Here is a 16,767-nt window from a genome sequence, read left to right as displayed (position 1 = left end):
CTTGTCGGCTGCTCAGTTCACGGTATCCCCGCGCACGTCGAACTCCACCTTCCACTGCCCGCCGCCGGCCGCTTCGGCCAGCAGTTCCAGCGTGCCGATCTCGGTCACGCGCGCGCGCAACTGCACCGGCACGACCTCGCCGATGGCGCGGCCTTCGGCGGGGAGCAGGGCCTCGATGCCGGCCAGCTCCTGCAGTTCGTCGGGCGCCCAGGCGTCCAGCAGCGTGCCGGCCTGGTCCCCGCGCCGCACCGAGGAGCCGAAGAAGCGGAAGTGCACCGATTCGCCCACCACCAGCCCGAGCTGCTGCGGCGGCAGCGTGGCTTCCGTGCCTTCCTCCATGCCGAACGGCGCGACGCACAGCGCCTGCACCGGCGGCTCCAGCCCCGGCACGGCCGGCATGCTGGACTCGATGCCGACGTAGTAGGCCTGGGCCGTGCCGCCACGGATGCGGATGCCCTGGCCCTGGCGCACCTGGCCGTAGTAGGCGGCGCCGCGCGCGACGGCGTGGTCCATGTCGGCGCCCTGCAGCAGCCGCGCGGCGGGTGCGCCGTCGGCGGCGAGCCAGGCGTTCAGCGTGGACAGCACGCGGTCGGCCAGCAGCGCGGACTTGAACACGCCGCCGTTGAACAGCACGGCCGTGGGGTGCAGGAAGCGCGCGCCCTCCCGCGGCGCGAAGCCCGGCAGCTGCGCCGTGGCGCCGGCCTGCCGGCCCAGCAGCGCGGCCAGGTGGCGGGTGACCGCGGCGTCCTGCGCATAGGGCAGGCCGATCTGCGTGAGGCCGCCGCGCGCGCGCTGCATCGGCCGCGCGTCGCTGTCCACGGCCGGGAAGAAGCCTTCCAGCAGGATCGTGGCCAGCAGCTCGCGCGGCAGCTCGGTGCGGATCGCGCCGCCGATCAGCCTGGAGCCGCGGCTGGGCACGACCAGCGGCGCGCTCGGCAGGTCCGGGTCGCTCAGCAGCTGCTCCTTGGCCAGGCGGCAGGCGTAGGTCAGCGCGCGCATCTGCCAGGGGTCCAGGGTCTTGCCCTCGGCCGCCAGCTGGCGGGCCACGCCGTGGGCCAGCGCCAGGTCCATGTTGTCGCCGCCGAGCAGGATGTGGTCGCCCACGGCCACGCGCGTCAGCTGCAGGTTGCCGGCGTCCTCGGTCACGGCGATCAGCGAGAAGTCGCTGGTGCCGCCGCCCACGTCGACGACCAGGATCACGTCGCCGACCTGCACCTGCTTGCGCCAGGCGCCGCCGCTGGCGGCGATCCAGCTGTACAGCGCGGCCTGCGGCTCCTCCAGCAGCGTGATGCCGTGGTAGCCGGCGGCCTGGGCGGCCTCGGCCGTCAGCTCGCGCGCGGCCGGGTCGAAGGAGGCCGGGATCGTGACCGTGACCTGCTGCTGCTCGAACGGCGCGTCCGGATGCCGGTGGTTCCAGGCGTCGCGCAGGTGCTGCAGGTAGCGCGTGCTGGCGGCGAGCGGCGAGATGCGCTCGACCTCGGGCGGCGCGTCGGCCGGCAGGATGCCGGCGCGCCGGTCCACGCCGCCGTGGCCGAGCCAGCTCTTGGCGCTGGACACCAGCCGGATCGGCGTCAGCGCGCCGTGGCTGCGCGCCCATTCGCCGGCGATCAGGCCGGGCGCCGGGTTCCAGGGCAGGGCCAGGTCGCCGGGGGCGAACTCGCTGGGGTGGGGGAGGTACAGGAAGGAGGGCAGCAGCGCGTAGTCCTGCACCGTGCCGGGGCCGCTCTGCTGGGCGATCGGCAGGATCTGCGGCGGCGCGTCGGCCCCTTCGGGAGCCTGCAGGTCGACCCAGGACAGCGCGCTGTGCGTGGTGCCCAGGTCGATGCCGATGGCGTAGCGTGCGGGCGTGCTCACAGCTCCACCTCCGCCGGCGCGATCACGCGCGTGTCGTGGCCCTCGGTCAGCGCCGGCAGGCGCACGGCCGCGGCGCGCCAGCCCTTGTGCTGCAGCGTGCCGCTGAACGGCGGCTGGCCGACCACGTGGCCGGTCACGCGCACGCTGGCGGCGTCGAAGCCCGGCTGCAGCGTCAGGCGGCTGCCTTCGGCCTCGCTGCGGATGGGCTGCAGGTCGAAGGTGTCCTGGAGCACCTTGCGCGCGCCGCCGTGCAGCATGCGCGCGGCGCCGCCGACGTCGGCGTCCGAGTAGGCGGCGATGTCCTCCTGCAGGAAGTCGACGAAGCGGGCCTCGCGCTGCAGCAGGCCGAGCAGCTGCAGCGCGGCGTCGACGTCGGCGGTCTCGCGCACGGGCGAGGGGGCGGGGACCGGCGGGGGCGGGGCCGGCACCGGTGCAGGCGGCGCGGCCGGCGCATCGGCGCCGCTGCGCAGCGCCTGCACGCGCGCGGCCAGCCGGCCGTCGCCCAGCAGCGCGAAGAAGGTGCCGATGGCCAGGGCCAGGCGGGAGAAGAAGGGAAGGGGTTGCGGTTCGGTCATGGGTAGGGGCACGGCAAGGCAAGCGGCCTGGGGAACGCCAGGCCGCCGGGTATTGTCCCGGAAGCGCGGGCTGGGGGCTTTTGACGCAGATGCAGCGCGAGACTGCGGCCGATTCGCAACGCCTGCCGGACGGCTGCCCCACCTCGACCCATTTTGCGTGCACACTTGGGCGACCGTGTTGGTCGACCGTATCGGGCGACCGTTTTCAGGAGATGCCTATGTTCGATTTCCTGCGCCGCAATCCGGCCGAGCATCTGAGGCGCGCCGACGTCCTGCTGCGCGAAGCGCACCTGGCGCGCATCGAGCACCAGGCCGCCGCCGAGCACCATGCCGCGCTGGCCGACATGTACGCCCAGCGGGCGGCGCGGCTGGAGCGCGAGATCCACGCCGCGCGGGCACTGGCCTGGCCGGCGGCCGCGCCGGAGATGCTGCCCGAGCCCGCCGACGAGGGCAAGGTGCACCATCTCGGCAAGCCGGAGCGGCTGGAGAAGCGGTAGGCGGCAGGCGGGCCAGGCCGCATCTGCGGCGCGGCCGCCGGCCCAGGCGCACCCGCGTGTGCAAGCGGGGTGCTCTTCGGCCCAGCCACCCGTGCTCTTGAGGGGTGCGTCCGACCAGACGCTCGGACCCGCTCCGCTCAGAAAACGCCCGCGGCCTTCCAGGCGGACAGGGTGTCCTCGTCGATGCCCAGCCACCGGCCGTAGACGGCGGCGTTGTGCTCTCCCAGCCGGGGCGCCGCGGCGCCGTGGCCGTACTCGGCCTGGTGGAACCGGATCGGCAATCCCATCGTCTTCAGCCCCGGCACGACGCCCAGGTCGGGGTGTTCGACGTCCATGATCTCGCGGCGCCGGCCGAGCAGCGGCTCCTGCACCGCCTGGGCCGGCGTGCGCACCTTCGCGGCGGGAATGCCTGCGGCGAGCAGTTCGCGCTCGACCTCGTCGGCGCTGCGGCCGGCGCACCAGGTACCGACCAGGTCGTTGAGGTCCTGCTGGTGCTGGCAGCGCGCGGGCAGCGTGGCGTAGCGCGGATCGCTGCACATCCCGGGCTGGCCCATGAGGCGAAACAGCGCATGGGCGAAGGGGTCCCTGGCGCCGGCACCGATGGCGATGTCGCCGTCCCGGCAGGCGAACAGCCCGAACGGGGTCGCGCGCAGCAGGTGGTTGCCGGTGCGCGTCGGGGTGCCGACGCGTTCCATGGCCTGCCAGTCCTCCACGGCCAGCAAGGCGGTCAGGCTGCCGAGCATCGAGACGTCGACGTATTCGCCCGCGCCGGTCGCATGGCGCCGGTGCAGCGCCGCCGTGATGCCGGTCACCGCGAACAGCGGCGCGACCATGTCCGCGATCGGCATGCCGACCCGCACCGGCGGGCCGCCGTCGGCGCCGCTGGCCATGGCGATGCCGCTCATCGCCTGGATGACCACGTCGAACGCCTTACGGTCCCCCATGCCGTCGCAGCCGAAGCCGCTGAGCGAGCAGTAGACGATGCGCGGGTTGATGGCGCGCGTCGCCTCGTAGCCGATGCCGATGCGGTCGGCCGTGCCGCTGGCGAAGTTCTCGATCACCACGTCGGCGCGGCTGGCCAGTGCGCGGTAGATCTCGCGCGCCTCGGGCGCCTTCAGGTTCAGCGTGATGCCGTGCTTGCCGCGGCTGCGGTTGAGGATCGGCAGCGACATGGCGTCGGGGTGTTCCTGCCACATGCTCAGCGTGCCGTCGGGATTGACGAAGGGCGCGTAGCTGCGCACCGTGTCGCCGCCGGGCTCCTCGATCTTGAGCACCGTGGCCCCCATGCTGGCCAGCAGGTAGGTGGCCAGCGGCCCTGACAGCTGGGTGGTGAAGTCGAGCACGACCACCCCTTCCAGCGGTCCGCGATTGGCGATGGGAAAGCTGTCCGGCATCGGCGCTCATCCCTTCCTGGCCAGCAGCGCGAGGTGCTTGAGCTGCGCCGCGTAGCCCGGCACGCTGGCCGCGAACTGCCGGTGGTCCTGGACCTGGACGAACATCTGCTGCTGGTCGCAGAACGACTTGAACTCGGGCGTGCCCGCGGCCTGCACGAATGCATCGGACAGCTTCTGCACCACGGAAGCCGGCGTGCCGGCCCGGGCCATCACGCCGATCCAGCCCGTGAGGTCGAAGCCCGGCACGCCCGCCTCGACGACCGTGGGGACGTCGGGAATCACGTCCCAGCGCTGGTCGTTGGTGACCGCCAGCGCCCGCAGCTTGCCGGCCTTGACCAGCGGCAGGATGCCGCCCGCGCCCTGGCAGGTGAAGTCCACGCGCCCGCCGGCCAGATCCGTGACCGCGGGCGTATTGCCCTTGTAGGGAATGTGCTTGGCCGCCGTCTTCGTCATGTCGTTCAGCATCACCGCGCAGATGTGGGCGGCGCTGCCGTCGCCGCCGGAGGAGTAGGTGATCCGGTCGGGCGCCTGCCGCATCGCGCCCACCAGGTCCGCCAGCGTCCGGTAGGGGGAATCGGCCGCGACGGCGATGCCCAGCGGCGAGCTGCACAGCATCGCCACCGGTTCGAAATCCTTGACCGGGTCGTAGCCCGCCTTGGCGTCGGACAGCCAGCGCGACAGGTACAGCGGGATGCCGGCGACCAGCAGCGTGTAGCCGTCCGGCTCGGCCTGGGCCACCAGCTCCGCGCCCAGCATGCCGCCCGCGCCGGCGCGGTTCTCCACCACGATGGACGCATGCATCCGGCGGCTGACGGCTTCCGCCATGAAGCGGGCCGCCACGTCGATCTGGGTGCCTGCGGAGGCCGGGACGATCAGGCGCACCGGCCGGGAAGGGTAGGGCTGCGCCAGCGCGGCGGGAGGCAGGCCGCCGCCGATGGCGGCCAGCGCCGCGGCATGGATGAAACGTCTTCTGGAATGCATGTCTGTCTCCTGGATGGCAGGTTCGTGCGCCTTGGAAGCGCCGATTACACCGACGCGCGCCGCGCCAGGTAAGCCGCCCGGGCCTATGTTCGCCATAATCAGCGCTTATGACCTCGGATCAGCGGGGCGCGGCACGCCGGGAAGGCCGCGTGGACCTCACCATGGTGGCGGCGCTCAAGGCCATCTTCGACACGGGCACCGTGTCGAAGGCGGCCAAGGTGCTGGGCGTGAGCCAGCCTTCGGTCAGCCAGAGCCTGCGCAGGCTGCGCCGGTATTTCGACGACGAGCTGTTCGTCCGCAGCGGCAATGCGCTGCAGCCCACGCCGCGCGCCATTGCGTTGCAGCCCACCGTGTCGCGGCTGATGCGCGATCTCGACGCCATTTCCCGCCCGCCGGGCGGCTTCGATCCGCGCACGGCCCATCTCGAATTCATCATCTGCATGTCCGAGATGGCCGAATACATCGTGCTGCCGCGTCTGGCGGCGGCCTTCGCCGAGGAGGCGCCGGGCTGCAGCATTCGCGGCGTGCGGGTGCCGCAGTCGCGCCTGCTGGCGGCCCTGGAGCAGGGCGAGGTGGACCTCGCGGCGGGCAACCTCATCGGCGCCGACGCGTCGTTGCGCCAGCAGGGACTGGGCGAGCACCGCCTCGTCGGCCTCGTGTCGGCCACGAGCCGCTGGGCCCGCGTGCCGCTGACCCGCCAGGGCTACATGGAAGCCCGGCATGTGGCCATACACCGCATGACCGACAGCGAGGACCCGGTGGCGGAGCGGCTGCGCGCCAAGGGCATCCACCGCAGCGTGGCGCTGTCGGTCTCCAACGACTTCGTCGCCGCGCGCGCGGTCGCGGAAACCGATCTGGTGTGCACGGCGTCGACATCGGTCGGCCGGCATCTCGCCGCGCTGTTCCCCGTTGAGCAGCGGCCGCTGCCGTTCGACCTGGAGCCCTTGCCGACGCGCATGATCTGGCACGCGCGCTTCCAGCGCGACATGCGCCACGTGTGGCTACGGCAGAAGGTGGAAGCGGCCTATCGCGCGGCCATCGGGTGACTGGCGTACCGGAACACCTCCGGTCTTCGCGCTGCGCCAACGCCCTGCAGAGACGCCGCCTGCGGCCGGGCCAGGCTCCTTCCGCGGCGGCCGCTGGCATGGCCTGTTTCGCGGCCCTTCGAACCGCTTGCCGGCGACCCGGCTGCGTGGGTTGCGGGTGGCGCCATGGAAGAAGACAGGGAAGCCGCCCGGTCCCGCACGACACGGGCACGGGGCGGGCGCCGCCACATCAGAACACGGCGCTCCAGAGGTAGAGCGCGAAGACGAGGACCGATGCCAGGCTCGCGACCAGCGCCGCGCCGGCGAGGCAGTCCTTCGCGAAGCCGATGGAGGCGTTGCGTTCCGGGTGCAGCCGGTCGAGGATGGCCTCGACGGCCGAGTTCACCAGTTCGAGCGCGAGGACCATGGCGGCCATCGCGGCGAACAGCGCGCACCAGACGAGGGGCGGGCGCACGACCGCGCAGAACACGAACAGGCCCAATGCCGCCAGGGACTGGAACCGCAGGCTCTTCTCTGCTTTCCACGCCTGCCGGATCCCCTGGAGCGCGAAGCCCAGGCGCTGCCGGAAGCTCAGGTTCTTGTATTGCACTGCAGCCTTTCGCCGAGGTGACTCATGCCGATTTCCAGGAGCGCGGCCCAGGCGATGCCGATCATGATGCCCGCGAGGACGTCGCTGAAGAAGTGCACGCCCAGGTAGATGCGCGTGAGCCCGATGGTCCCGATCAGCACCAGGAAGAAGGCCCATACGACGGACCGGGACCGGAGCCCTGGCAGCGGCCTGGCGACCAGGATCGCGCAGGTGAAATAGATCGCCGCCGACGCCAGGGAGTGGCCGCTGGGATAGGAGAACCCCTGCACGTCCACGAGCCGCAGCGCGGCGTCGGGGCGTGATCGCTCGAAGTAGAACTTGAGGGCCGCCGTCAGCCCCGCCGCGCCGCCTGCCGCCAGCAGCGCGTGCACCGCCAGGTGCAGCTTGCGCCGGAGAAGGAAGAAGACGCACAGGAACAGCGTCAGGATCGACAGCCCGGTGGCCGAGCCCAGCGCGGTGAGGTCGATGGCGATGCCGTTCAGCAGCCGCGTGCGGTGCTCGACGACGAGCCGCAGCAGCAGCTGGTCGACGGCGCCGATCAGCTCCTTTTCCCCGGCCAGGGCCTCGTGCACCTCGGACGTGAGGATGATGAAGCTGCCGACCAGAAGGCACACGAAGAACCAGGCGAACCATTGGCCGTTCACGAACGGCCGCCGTGCCGGGCCGGCGCCGGGGTGCATCCGGATCACGCCGCCCCCGTTCTCACAGCGTCATCAGGAGGACGCCGCTGGCGATCAGCACGGTGCCGACCCCTGTTTTCCAGGTCAGCGGCTCGCCGAGGAACGCGACCGCGAAGAAGACGACGAGCACGACGCTGAGCTTGTCGATGGGTGCCACGCGCGACGCCGGCCCCAGCTGCAGCGCGCGGTAGTAGCACAGCCAGGACAGGCCCGTCGCCAGGCCGGAGAGCACGAGGAAGAGAATGCTCTTGAGCGGGAGGTTCGCCGGGCGCACCCATTCCTGGCGCATCGAGATCAGGGCGGCGCTGGCCAGCAGGACGACGATGGTCCGGATGAAGGTCGCCAGGTTCGAATTGAGGTCGGACACGCCGACCTTCCCGAAGATGGCGGTCAGGGCGGCGAAGAACGCCGATCCCAAGGCATAGATTCTCCAGTCCATCGAAACCCTTTCCCATGTCCGCGTGCCGTGCCGGGGGCGCCGGATGCGCGCCCGGCGCATCGCGCTGCGCGGCTCAGCGGCGTGGGGCCGTTCCGCCGTCCGCGGCCAGCCCCAGCAGCCGGTGCAGCCGCGTCGAGGTGGTCGTGTATTCCACCACGACCTTGCGCGCCGTCTGCAGCCGCTCGGCCGCATCGTAGGCGGCCAGCGTGGCCTCGTGGAAGGCGCACAGGATCAGCTTCTTCTTGCCGGGGTAGTGGTTGACGTCGCCCACCGCGTAGACGCCGGGCAGGGCGGTGGCGCAGCTGGCCGGGTCGACCACCAGCTGCTTGCGCTCCATGGCCAGGCCCCAGCCGGCCAGCGCGCCCAGGCGCGGCGACAGGCCCTGGCGGACCAGCAGCCGGTCCAGCGCCAGCCGCGTGTCCGGGCCCTCGGCATGGCTCAGCACGAGGTGGGTGAGCCGGTCGCCGTCGGCGCCGAAGCCGGTCGGCTGGCCGATGGCGACCTGCACGCGGCCGGCGTCGCGCAGGGCCTGCAGCGCGGCCAGGTCGCGCGCGTCGGCCTCGAAGGCATCCTTGCGGTGCACCAGCGTGATCGACGAGGGCGGCGCCGCGGCGCGGGCGGCCTGCAGCGCGGCGGCCACGGCGTCCTCGCCGCCGCCGACGATGGCCAGCGCGCGGCCGGCCAGCAGCGCGGCGTCCGGCAGGTGGTGGTGCAGGTTCGCGCCCTCGAAGCGCGCCAGCCCGTCGATGCGCAGGCGGCGCGGCTCGAAGGCGCCGATGCCGGCGGCGATGAACACGCTCCTGGCGAGGAAGGCCTGGCCGCTGCTGGTGACCAGGCGCCAGCGGCCGTCGGGCTCGGCGGCCAGGGCGGTGACTTCCTGGCCCAGGTGCAGCCCGGGCGCGAACGGCTCGGCCTGCTGCTGCAGCGCGGCCACGAGTTCGCGGCCGGTGCAGGCCGGCACGCCGGGAATGTCGTAGATGGGCTTGTCGGCGTACAGCGCGGCGCACTGGCCGCCCACGTGGGGCAGCACGTCGACGATGTGCGCGCGGATCTCCTGCAGCCCGAGCTGGAACGCCTGGAACAGGCCGGCCGGGCCGGCGCCGACGATCAGCGCGTCGGTCTCGATCACGCGCGGCCCGGGATCACTTGACCAGTTCGGCCAGCTTGCCCGGCTTGTTGTTCCACTCGTCGGCGTCGGGCAGCGCGGGCTTGCGCTTGGTGATGCTCTTCCAGCCGTCGGCGCGGGCCAGCTCGGCGTTCAGCTCGATGAAGGCGATCTGGTCCGCCGGCAGGTCTTCCTCGGCGAAGATGGCGTTGGCCGGGCACTCGGGGATGCAGACCGCGCAGTCGATGCACTCGTCCGGGTCGATCACCAGCATGTTCGGGCCTTCCCGGAAGCAGTCCACGGGACAGACATCGACGCAGTCGGTGTACTTGCAGCGGATACAGTTTTCGGAAACGACGTGGGTCATGGTGGTGTTCGATGGTGCGGGCGGGGCCGCTGGGGAAAACCCGCAATTTTAGGGAGTTTCGCCGTGGTGCCCCGCGACGGCCCTGCGGCCGCCATGGGCGCACCGGCCAGCGGATCAGCGCACCAGCACCGCCGCGGCGGTCTTGTGCGAGGCCTGGTCGACCAGCACCAGCGCGCCCAGCGTGCGCGACTGGCGGTACGGCAGCGTGGCGATCGCGTCCTGCAGCACCAGCTCGACCTCGCCGATGGCGTTGGCCGGCAGCTGCGTGGCATCGTGCTCCTCCAGCGTCTGGATGTCGATCTGGTGCACGATGCGGCGCACCTTGGCCTTGACCCAGCGGTGGCCGTGCAGCGCCCAGTAGGCGCGGCCTGGCACCAGCGGCTCGTCGTCCATCCACGCGACCGTGGCCGACAGCTCGCGCGCGGGCTGCAGCGCGCTGCCGTCGTCGTTCTCGGCCAGCAGCCAGTCGCCGCGCGAGACGTCGACCTCGCGGTCCAGCACGATGCCGGCGCTGTGGCTGGCGGGTACCTCGCGCTCGCTGCGCACGTGGTTCAGCACGCGGGCGATCACCGCGGTCTGCCCGCTCGGCAGCACGCGCACGCGCTGGCCGGCGCGGGCCTGGCCCGTGGCCACGCGGCCCCAGAACACGCGGCGGCCCTGGCTGGTGTCGGAGGAGGACGAGAACTTCTCGACCCACTGCACCGGAAAGGCGAACGGCAGCCCGGTCTCGGCCGGCGTGTTCGGCAGGCCTTCGAGCAGGTGCAGCAGCGTCGGGCCGCGGTAGCCGCACCACTGGGCGTCCGGCGCGGGGTCCACCACGTTCCAGCCCTTCAGCGCGGACAGCGGCACGACGGCCTCGACCGCGATGCCGGCCTCTTGTGCGAAGGCGCGCAGCGCGGCCTCGATGCGGGTGTAGGCCAGCTGCGGGTCGGCCACGGCGTCGAGCTTGTTGACCGCGAACACGACGGCCGGCACGCGCAGCAGCTGCACCAGCAGCGCATGGCGGCGCGTCTGCGCCAGCAGCGGGAAGCCCGGCTCCTGCCACTGCAGCTTGGTCGCGTCGACCAGCAGCACGGCGGCGTCGGCGCTGGAGGCGGCCGTGACCATGTTGCGCGTGTACTGCTCGTGGCCCGGCGTGTCGCCGATGATGAACTTGCGCCGGTCGCTGGAGAAATAGCGGTAGGCCACGTCGATCGTGATGCCCTGTTCGCGCTCGGCCGACAGGCCGTCGGTCAGCAGCGCGAGGTCGGTCTCGCGGCCGTCCTGGCCCTGGCGCTGCACGCCGGCCAACTGGTCCGAGAGCACGGCCTTGCTGTCCACCAGCAGCCGGCCGATCAGCGTGCTCTTGCCGTCGTCGACCGAGCCGCAGGTGATGAAGCGCAGGGCCGCGGTGGGCGCGGCGTCGTTGGCGGCGGGGGCCGCGGTCTGTTCAAGCGTGGCGGTCATCAGAAATACCCATCCTTCTTGCGCTTTTCCATCGAGGCGTCGGAGGTCTTGTCGTCCATGCGCGTGGCGCCGCGCTCGCTGACGTCGGACAGCAGCGTCTCCACGACGATCTCGTCCGGCGTGGCGGCCAGGCTCTCGACCGGGCAGGTACAGGTGATGTCGCCCACGGTGCGGAAACGCACCTGGCGGCGCTCAGCGGTCTCGCCTTCCTTCAGCGGGGTGAGCTCGGTCACCGGCACCAGCAGGCCGCGGCGCTCCACCACCAGCCGCTCGTGGCTGTAGTACAGCGAGGGCAGGGCGATGTCCTCGCGGGCGATGTACTGCCACACGTCGCGCTCGGTCCAGTTGGAGATCGGGAACACGCGGAAATGCTCGCCCGGCGCGTGCCGGGTGTTGAACAGCGTCCACAGCTCGGGGCGCTGGGCCTTGGGCTGCCATTGGCCGAAGCTGTCGCGGTGCGAGAAGATGCGCTCCTTGGCGCGGGCCTTCTCCTCGTCGCGGCGGGCGCCGCCGATCAGCGCGTCGAAGCGGAATTCCTCGATCGCCTCCAGCAGCGTGACGGACTGGTGCGCGTTGCGCGACTCGCCCGGATGCGCCAGCCGCACGGTGCCGCGGCGCATCGAGTCCTCCACGCTGCGCACGATCAGCTCGGCGCCCAGCTCCCTGGCGCGCAGGTCGCGGAAGTCGGTCACTTCGTGGAAGTTGTGGCCGGTGTCGATCATCAGCAGCGGATACGGGATGCGGCCGGCGCCGAAGGCCTTCTCGGCGCACTTGAGCAGCACCAGCGAGTCCTTGCCGCCGGAGAACAGCAGCGCCGGGCGCTCGAACGCGGCCGCCACTTCGCGCAGCACGAAGATGGCCTCCTCTTCCAGCGCGTCGAGGTGGGTGGTGCTCAGGTGGTGGTGGTGCTCGGCCGCCTGGCTCAGGGCGGACTGGATCAGATGGGGTTCGGTTCGTGCGTTCATGGGCATGCTCGGTTCAATGGGCCAGGTGCAGCCCGCACTCGCGCTGCTCTTCACCCTTGGTCGGGTCCACGTAGTCGAAGTTGTTGGGCAGGCGGTGCTGTTCGCAGTACTCGTACAGGTCCTTGGACGACCAGTGCAGCAGCGGCGCGACCTTGATCAGGCCGTCGGGGTTGATGCTCACCGGGTCCATCTGGGCGCGCACGGCGCTGTCGGTGGCGCGCAGCGCGGTGAACCAGACCTTGGGCGCGGTCTCGCGCAGGGCGCGGGCGAAGGGCTCCAGCTTCACTTCCTCGGTGAAGGCGGCATGGCGCGGGTCGTCCAGCGCGGGCACCGGGCCGTCCACCGCCTCGCGGTGCGCGCGCGAGCGCAGCGGCAGGTAGATGCGCAGGTTCAGCTTCAGTTGCTTGGTCACCTCGTCGGCGTAGCGGTAGGTGGCCTCGGTGTTGTAGCCGTTGTCCATCCAGACGACGGGCACGTCGGGCTGCACCTGGGTGACCAGGTGCAGGATCACCGCCTCGAACGGGCGGAAGTTGGTGGTGACGATGGCGGGCTGGTGCAGGCCCAGGGCCCACTGCACCAGGCCGGGGGCGTCGCGGCCCAGGTCGGTGTTGACGCGGGCAAGGTCCAGGGCGGGGTTCATGCGGCCTCCCGTGCGAACAGGGGGCGCGGCTCCAGCACGTCGCCCTGGTAGAAGGCGCGGTAGCGCGCGAACTGGCGCTCGGCGGCGGCCAGGTTCTGGCCCTCGGCCAGCACGGCGCTGGTGAAGCCGCTGCGGTGCATCTGCACGAGTTGGTCGATCAGCACGTCGCCCGTGGCGCGGATGTCGCCGGTGAAGCCGTAGCGGCGGCGCAGCAGCACGGCCTGGCTGAAGGCGCGGCCGTCGGTGAACTTGGGGAAGTTCAGCTCGATGCGCTCCACGCCGTGCAGCGCGCCGCCGGCGGCGATCTCGGCCAGCTCGGCGTCGTTGGCGATCTGCAGGACTTTTTCGGTTCCAGCGCTTTCAGGAGCGGCGCCGGCAGCGATGATTTTCATGGTTCTTCGGATCGTGAGAGGCTTTATTCGGCGACGGCTTCTTCGGCCTGCTTGGGGTGGCGCGCGGCGTTGGCGGCGGCCTTGAACGGGTCCTGGCCCACGCGGCGCAGCGTGTCGATGAAGAACTCGCCGCTCTTGCGCTGCTCGCGGTAGACGCCGAGCACGGCCTCGATCACGTCGGGCACTTCGGCGGCCGAGAACGAGGGGCCGACCACCTTGCCGGGGATGGCCGGGCCCGAGAGGTCGGTGCCGTCGGCGCCGCCCAGCGTGATCTGGTACCACTCCTTGCCGTCCTTGTCGACGCCCAGGATGCCGATGTGGCCGCTGTGGTGGTGGCCGCAGGAGTTGATGCAGCCGCTCATGTGCAGGTCGATGGGGCCGAGGTCGAACACCTCGTCCAGGTCCTGGTAGCGCTCGGTGATGGCGGCCGCGATCGGCAGCGAGCGGGCGTTCGCGAGCGAGCAGAAGTCGCCGCCGGGGCAGGCGATCATGTCGGTCAAGAGGCCGATGTTGGGCTGGGCCAGGCCCAGGGCGCGCGCGGCTTCGTACAGCGCGGGCAGGTCGGACTCGAACACCCAGGGCAGCATCAGGTTCTGCTCGTGCGTCAGGCGCGCCTCGCCGGCGCTGAACCGGTCGGCCAGCTGGGCCAGGGCGTCGATGGTGTCCGCGTCGGCATCGCCGGGCGCGAAGCCCACGCGCTTGAACGACAGCGTGACAGCCTTCATGCCGGGCAGGCGGTGGCCGCGCACGTTCTGCTGCAGCCAGCGCTGGTAGAGCTGGCCTTGCGTGTCGACGCTGGAGGGCAGGCCGGCGGGCCGGAGCTCGGGCACCACGAAGTTGGCGGCCACGCGGTCCAGCTCGGCCTGGGTGATGGTGTGCGGGGCGCCGTCCTGCGAGACGATGGCCTGGTACTCGGCCTCGACCGCGTCGATGAACTTCTGGCCCTCGGCCTTCACGAGGATCTTGATGCGCGCCTTCCACTTGTTGTCGCGGCGGCCGTAGCCGTTGTAAACGCGGATCACGGCCTCGATGTAGTTGAGCAACTGGTTCCAGGGCAGGAACTCGCGCACCGCGGTGCCGATGACCGGCGTGCGGCCCATGCCGCCGCCGACCTTGACGGTGAAGCCCACGTCGCCCGCGTCGTTCCGCAGCGCCTGCAGGCCGATGTCGTACCAGCCGGTGGCGGCGCGGTCCTCGGCGGCGCCGTTGAAGGCGATCTTGAACTTGCGCGGCAGGAAGGCGAACTCGGGGTGCAGCGTGCTCCACTGGCGCAGGATCTCCGCGAAGGGGCGCGTGTCGACGATCTCGTCCTCGGCGATGCCCGCGTAGGCCTCGCAGGTGATGTTGCGGATGGTGTTGCCGCTGGTCTGGATGCCGTGCATGTGCACGCTGGCCAGCAGGTCCATCACGTCGGCGGCCTTGGTGATGGGGATCCAGTTGAACTGCACGTTGGTGCGCGTGGTGAAGTGGCCGTAGCCGTACTGGAGCGGCGCCGCGGCCAGCGTCAGGCCCGGCTGGGCGGCCTGCAGCTGGTCCTGCGTGGCCTGGGCGTGGGCCAGCAGCTCGGGCTCGGGCCGGTCGTAGTCGCGGGCGATGTGGGCCAGCATGCGCAGCTGGGTGCTGCTGATCTCGCCATAGGGCACGGCGATGCGGGCCATGGGCGCGTAGCGCTGGATGTACCAGCCGTTCTGCAGGCGCAGGGGCAGGAGCTGCTCGTCGGTCAGCTCGCCGCGCTGCCAGCGCTCGAGCTGGTCTCGGAACTGCTGGGCGCGGAGCTTGACGAATTCGCGGTCGAAGTCGGTGTATTGGTACATCGTGGTCGGCAGGGGCCGGTTGCGCGCGAACCGGCCGGATTCGGTGGAAACCCGAACTGTACCGGCCACCTCCATAGAACCAAACGATTTGTTCGTTCTGCCGCTATGCTTGGTTGGTTATAAGCAAATGGTCGGCGACAGCTTGGCCGGAGCGCCTCCCGGGCCTGCGTGGGCCTTGCGCAGCAGGTATTCGATGCAGGTCCGCACGGCGCGGGTCTGATGGCGGTTGGGCATGTACAGCAGGTACATGTGGGTGCCGAAGATGCTGAGCCGATAGTCCGTCAGCGTGGTCACGATCTCTCCCGTGGCGACCTTGTCCAGCACCACGTAGTCGGGGACGAGCCCGACCCCGAGCCCCGCCAGGATGCCTTTGCGCAGGAACGGGAAATGCTCCGAGACCAGCACCGGTTCGAGCATGACCTCGTGCCGCTCCGACCCCCGGTAGGCCGACAGCCGCAGCTGGCGGCCCACGACGCCGGAGGTGATCACCGGCGCGATGCGCAGTTCGGGCAGCGTGGACGGCAGCCTGTGGACGTCCGCGTAGGCGCGCGCGGCGCAGGCGAGGTAGCGCACCTCTCCCAGGCTGCGGGCCACCAGGGAGGGCGGGGCCTGCTCGATCACGCGGATGGAGATGTCCACGTCGTCCCGCAGGTTGTCCGCGCGGTTCTCGAACAGCACGTCCAGGACGATGCCGGGGTACAGCCGCTTGAAGTCGATCAGCCAGTCGCCCATGACCATCTCGCCATAGCCGCTGGGCACGCTGAGCCCGACGCGGCCCTGCAGCTCCTGTCCCAGGGAGGCGACCGTCTCGCGCACGGCCAGCATCTCGTCCTGGATGTTGCGCGCGTGCTGGTAGATCTTCAGGCCGATCTCGGTCGGCTCGACGCGGCGCGTGGTGCGCCGCAGCAGCTGCACGCCGACCGACTTCTCCAGCCGGGACAGGTGGTAGCTGACGTTGGCCCGGCTCATCCTGAACTTGCGCCCGGCATCGCTGAGGCTGCCGCAATCGACGATTTCCGCGAACAAGGCCAAGGACTGCAGATCCATTTGTCCAATGATATTCAACAGTCTGTCAAATATGCCAGGCATTGTATGAAAACCATGTTTTTCTGAGAATGCCGGCCACATTCGGACTTCAGGAGACGGACCCATGGTCGAAGACGTGAATGCACGTGTTGCCAATACGACCCGCCACGGTGAGGTGCTGTGCATCACCCTTGCCAATCCCCCGGTCAACGCCATTTCCACGGCCGTGCGCCGGGAACTGAAGGAGGCGGTGGAGGCGGCCGACGCCGACGCCGGCGTGCAGGCCATCCTGATCGTCGGCGAAGGCGCCAACTTCCTGGCAGGCGCCGACATCCGCGAGTTCGGCAAGCCGCTGCAGCCGCCCTCGCTGCCCGAGGTCTGCAACCGCATCGAGGACTGCGGCAAGCCGGTGGTCGCGGCCATCCGCGGCGCCGCGCTGGGCGGTGGCCTGGAGATCGCGCTGGCCGCCCACTACCGCGTGGCGCTGCCCGATGCCAAGTTCGGCCTGCCCGAGGTGCAGCTGGGACTGATGCCCGGCGCCGGCGGCACGGTGCGTGCGCCGCGCCTGGTCGGTGCCCAGGCCGCGCTCGACCTGATGCTCAGCGGCCGCCACGTCAAGGCCGGGGAGGCCGTGTCGCTCGGCCTGGTGGACCGCGTCGCCGAGGGCGAGGACGCCCGCGCCGCCGGCCTGGCCTATGCCGAGGAACTGCTGGCCCGGGGCGCCGGGGTGCGCCGCACCCGCGATGCGCAAGGGCTGGCCGACCGCGCCGCCGCGCAGGCGGCGATCGACGCCGCGCGGGCCGAGATCGCCAGAAAGTCGGCCCACCTGTTCTCGCCGATGAAGATCGTCGAGGCCGTGCAGGTGACGCTGGACAAGTCCTTCGAGGAGGCCGTGCAGCTGGAGCGCGAGGCGTTCCGGGCCTGCATCGACAGCCCGCAGCGTGCCGGGCTGATCCA

At 71.2% G+C, this 16,767-nt stretch carries 18 protein-coding genes; 3 read left to right on the top strand and 15 right to left on the bottom strand.

The window, feature by feature from the left end:
• Positions 1-12: 12 nt before the first annotated feature.
• A complete protein-coding gene (locus tag QM782_RS00090) occupies positions 13-1,854 on the bottom strand; it encodes an Hsp70 family protein (RefSeq protein ID WP_415200908.1) in 1,842 nt (613 codons plus the stop codon).
• The gene (locus tag QM782_RS00085) at positions 1,851-2,429 is read right to left on the bottom strand and encodes a DUF2760 domain-containing protein (RefSeq protein ID WP_415200907.1); all 579 of its coding nucleotides are present in this window, start codon (positions 2,427-2,429) and stop codon (positions 1,851-1,853) included. Before QM782_RS00085 ends, QM782_RS00090 begins: the two co-directional genes overlap by 4 nt.
• Positions 2,430-2,647: 218 nt before the next feature.
• Here QM782_RS00085 and QM782_RS00080 point away from each other — a divergent pair, with 218 nt between their 5' ends.
• Complete coding sequence (locus QM782_RS00080) at positions 2,648-2,926, top strand: hypothetical protein (protein WP_415200906.1); 279 nt, start codon at positions 2,648-2,650, stop codon at positions 2,924-2,926.
• A 137-nt stretch (positions 2,927-3,063) separates the two neighbouring features.
• Here the strand turns inward: QM782_RS00080 and QM782_RS00075 are convergent, their stop codons facing one another.
• Positions 3,064-4,320 carry a CaiB/BaiF CoA transferase family protein gene (locus QM782_RS00075; protein WP_415200905.1) on the bottom strand — a complete coding sequence of 419 codons (1,257 nt, stop codon included), beginning with the start codon at positions 4,318-4,320 and terminating at the stop codon, positions 3,064-3,066.
• A 6-nt stretch (positions 4,321-4,326) separates the two neighbouring features.
• Complete coding sequence (locus QM782_RS00070; protein WP_415200904.1) at positions 4,327-5,301, bottom strand: Bug family tripartite tricarboxylate transporter substrate binding protein; 975 nt, start codon at positions 5,299-5,301, stop codon at positions 4,327-4,329.
• Between the two features lie 149 nt (positions 5,302-5,450).
• Here QM782_RS00070 and QM782_RS00065 point away from each other — a divergent pair, with 149 nt between their 5' ends.
• On the top strand, positions 5,451-6,347 hold the full coding sequence (locus tag QM782_RS00065; protein WP_415200903.1) for a LysR family transcriptional regulator: 897 nt from the start codon (positions 5,451-5,453) through the stop codon (positions 6,345-6,347).
• 229 nt (positions 6,348-6,576) lie between these two features.
• On the opposite strand, the gene QM782_RS00060 is transcribed toward QM782_RS00065, so the two are convergent.
• The 11 genes from QM782_RS00060 to QM782_RS00010 all read right to left on the bottom strand — a co-directional run bounded on the left by QM782_RS00060 (position 6,577) and on the right by QM782_RS00010 (position 15,831).
• Complete coding sequence (locus tag QM782_RS00060) at positions 6,577-6,936, bottom strand: diacylglycerol kinase (protein ID WP_415200902.1); 360 nt, start codon at positions 6,934-6,936, stop codon at positions 6,577-6,579.
• A complete protein-coding gene (locus QM782_RS00055) occupies positions 6,918-7,580 on the bottom strand; it encodes a phosphatase PAP2 family protein (RefSeq protein WP_415200901.1) in 663 nt (220 codons plus the stop codon). The genes QM782_RS00060 and QM782_RS00055 overlap by 19 nt, the downstream gene beginning before the upstream one ends.
• Positions 7,581-7,638: 58 nt before the next feature.
• Positions 7,639-8,055, bottom strand: coding sequence for an EamA family transporter (locus tag QM782_RS00050; protein WP_415200900.1), 417 nt, complete (start codon positions 8,053-8,055; stop codon positions 7,639-7,641).
• A 73-nt stretch (positions 8,056-8,128) separates the two neighbouring features.
• Positions 8,129-9,184 (bottom strand): NAD(P)/FAD-dependent oxidoreductase, encoded by a 1,056-nt coding sequence (locus tag QM782_RS00045; RefSeq protein ID WP_415200899.1) that lies wholly within the window; start codon positions 9,182-9,184, stop codon positions 8,129-8,131.
• Positions 9,185-9,197: 13 nt separating this feature from the next.
• On the bottom strand, positions 9,198-9,527 hold the full coding sequence (fdxA, locus tag QM782_RS00040) for a ferredoxin FdxA (protein ID WP_415200898.1): 330 nt from the start codon (positions 9,525-9,527) through the stop codon (positions 9,198-9,200).
• Positions 9,528-9,641: 114 nt separating this feature from the next.
• Positions 9,642-10,973, bottom strand: a complete 1,332-nt coding sequence (locus QM782_RS00035) for a sulfate adenylyltransferase subunit 1 (protein WP_415200897.1) — start codon at positions 10,971-10,973, stop codon at positions 9,642-9,644.
• On the bottom strand, positions 10,973-11,938 hold the full coding sequence (gene cysD, locus QM782_RS00030; RefSeq protein ID WP_415200896.1) for a sulfate adenylyltransferase subunit CysD: 966 nt from the start codon (positions 11,936-11,938) through the stop codon (positions 10,973-10,975). The genes QM782_RS00035 and cysD overlap by 1 nt, the downstream gene beginning before the upstream one ends.
• A 13-nt stretch (positions 11,939-11,951) precedes the next feature.
• A complete protein-coding gene (locus tag QM782_RS00025) occupies positions 11,952-12,578 on the bottom strand; it encodes a phosphoadenosine phosphosulfate reductase family protein (protein WP_415200895.1) in 627 nt (208 codons plus the stop codon).
• Positions 12,575-12,970 (bottom strand): DUF934 domain-containing protein, encoded by a 396-nt coding sequence (locus QM782_RS00020; protein ID WP_415200894.1) that lies wholly within the window; start codon positions 12,968-12,970, stop codon positions 12,575-12,577. The genes QM782_RS00025 and QM782_RS00020 overlap by 4 nt, the downstream gene beginning before the upstream one ends.
• A 23-nt stretch (positions 12,971-12,993) precedes the next feature.
• Positions 12,994-14,784, bottom strand: a complete 1,791-nt coding sequence (locus tag QM782_RS00015; RefSeq protein ID WP_415200893.1) for a nitrite/sulfite reductase — start codon at positions 14,782-14,784, stop codon at positions 12,994-12,996.
• A gap of 117 nt (positions 14,785-14,901) precedes the next feature.
• On the bottom strand, positions 14,902-15,831 hold the full coding sequence (locus QM782_RS00010; protein WP_415200892.1) for a LysR family transcriptional regulator: 930 nt from the start codon (positions 15,829-15,831) through the stop codon (positions 14,902-14,904).
• Between the two features lie 103 nt (positions 15,832-15,934).
• Between QM782_RS00010 and QM782_RS00005 the strand changes: the two genes are divergently transcribed.
• A partial coding sequence (locus tag QM782_RS00005) for an enoyl-CoA hydratase/isomerase family protein (protein ID WP_415200891.1) occupies positions 15,935-16,767 on the top strand: 833 nt, incomplete at its 3' end.

The organism is Pseudorhodoferax sp. (genome assembly GCF_047601025.1).
Taxonomy (GTDB): Bacteria; Pseudomonadota; Gammaproteobacteria; order Burkholderiales; family Burkholderiaceae_C; genus Pseudorhodoferax.
Note: the sequence above shows the minus strand (reverse complement) of the source record. Positions and strands in the feature narration are given on the sequence as shown.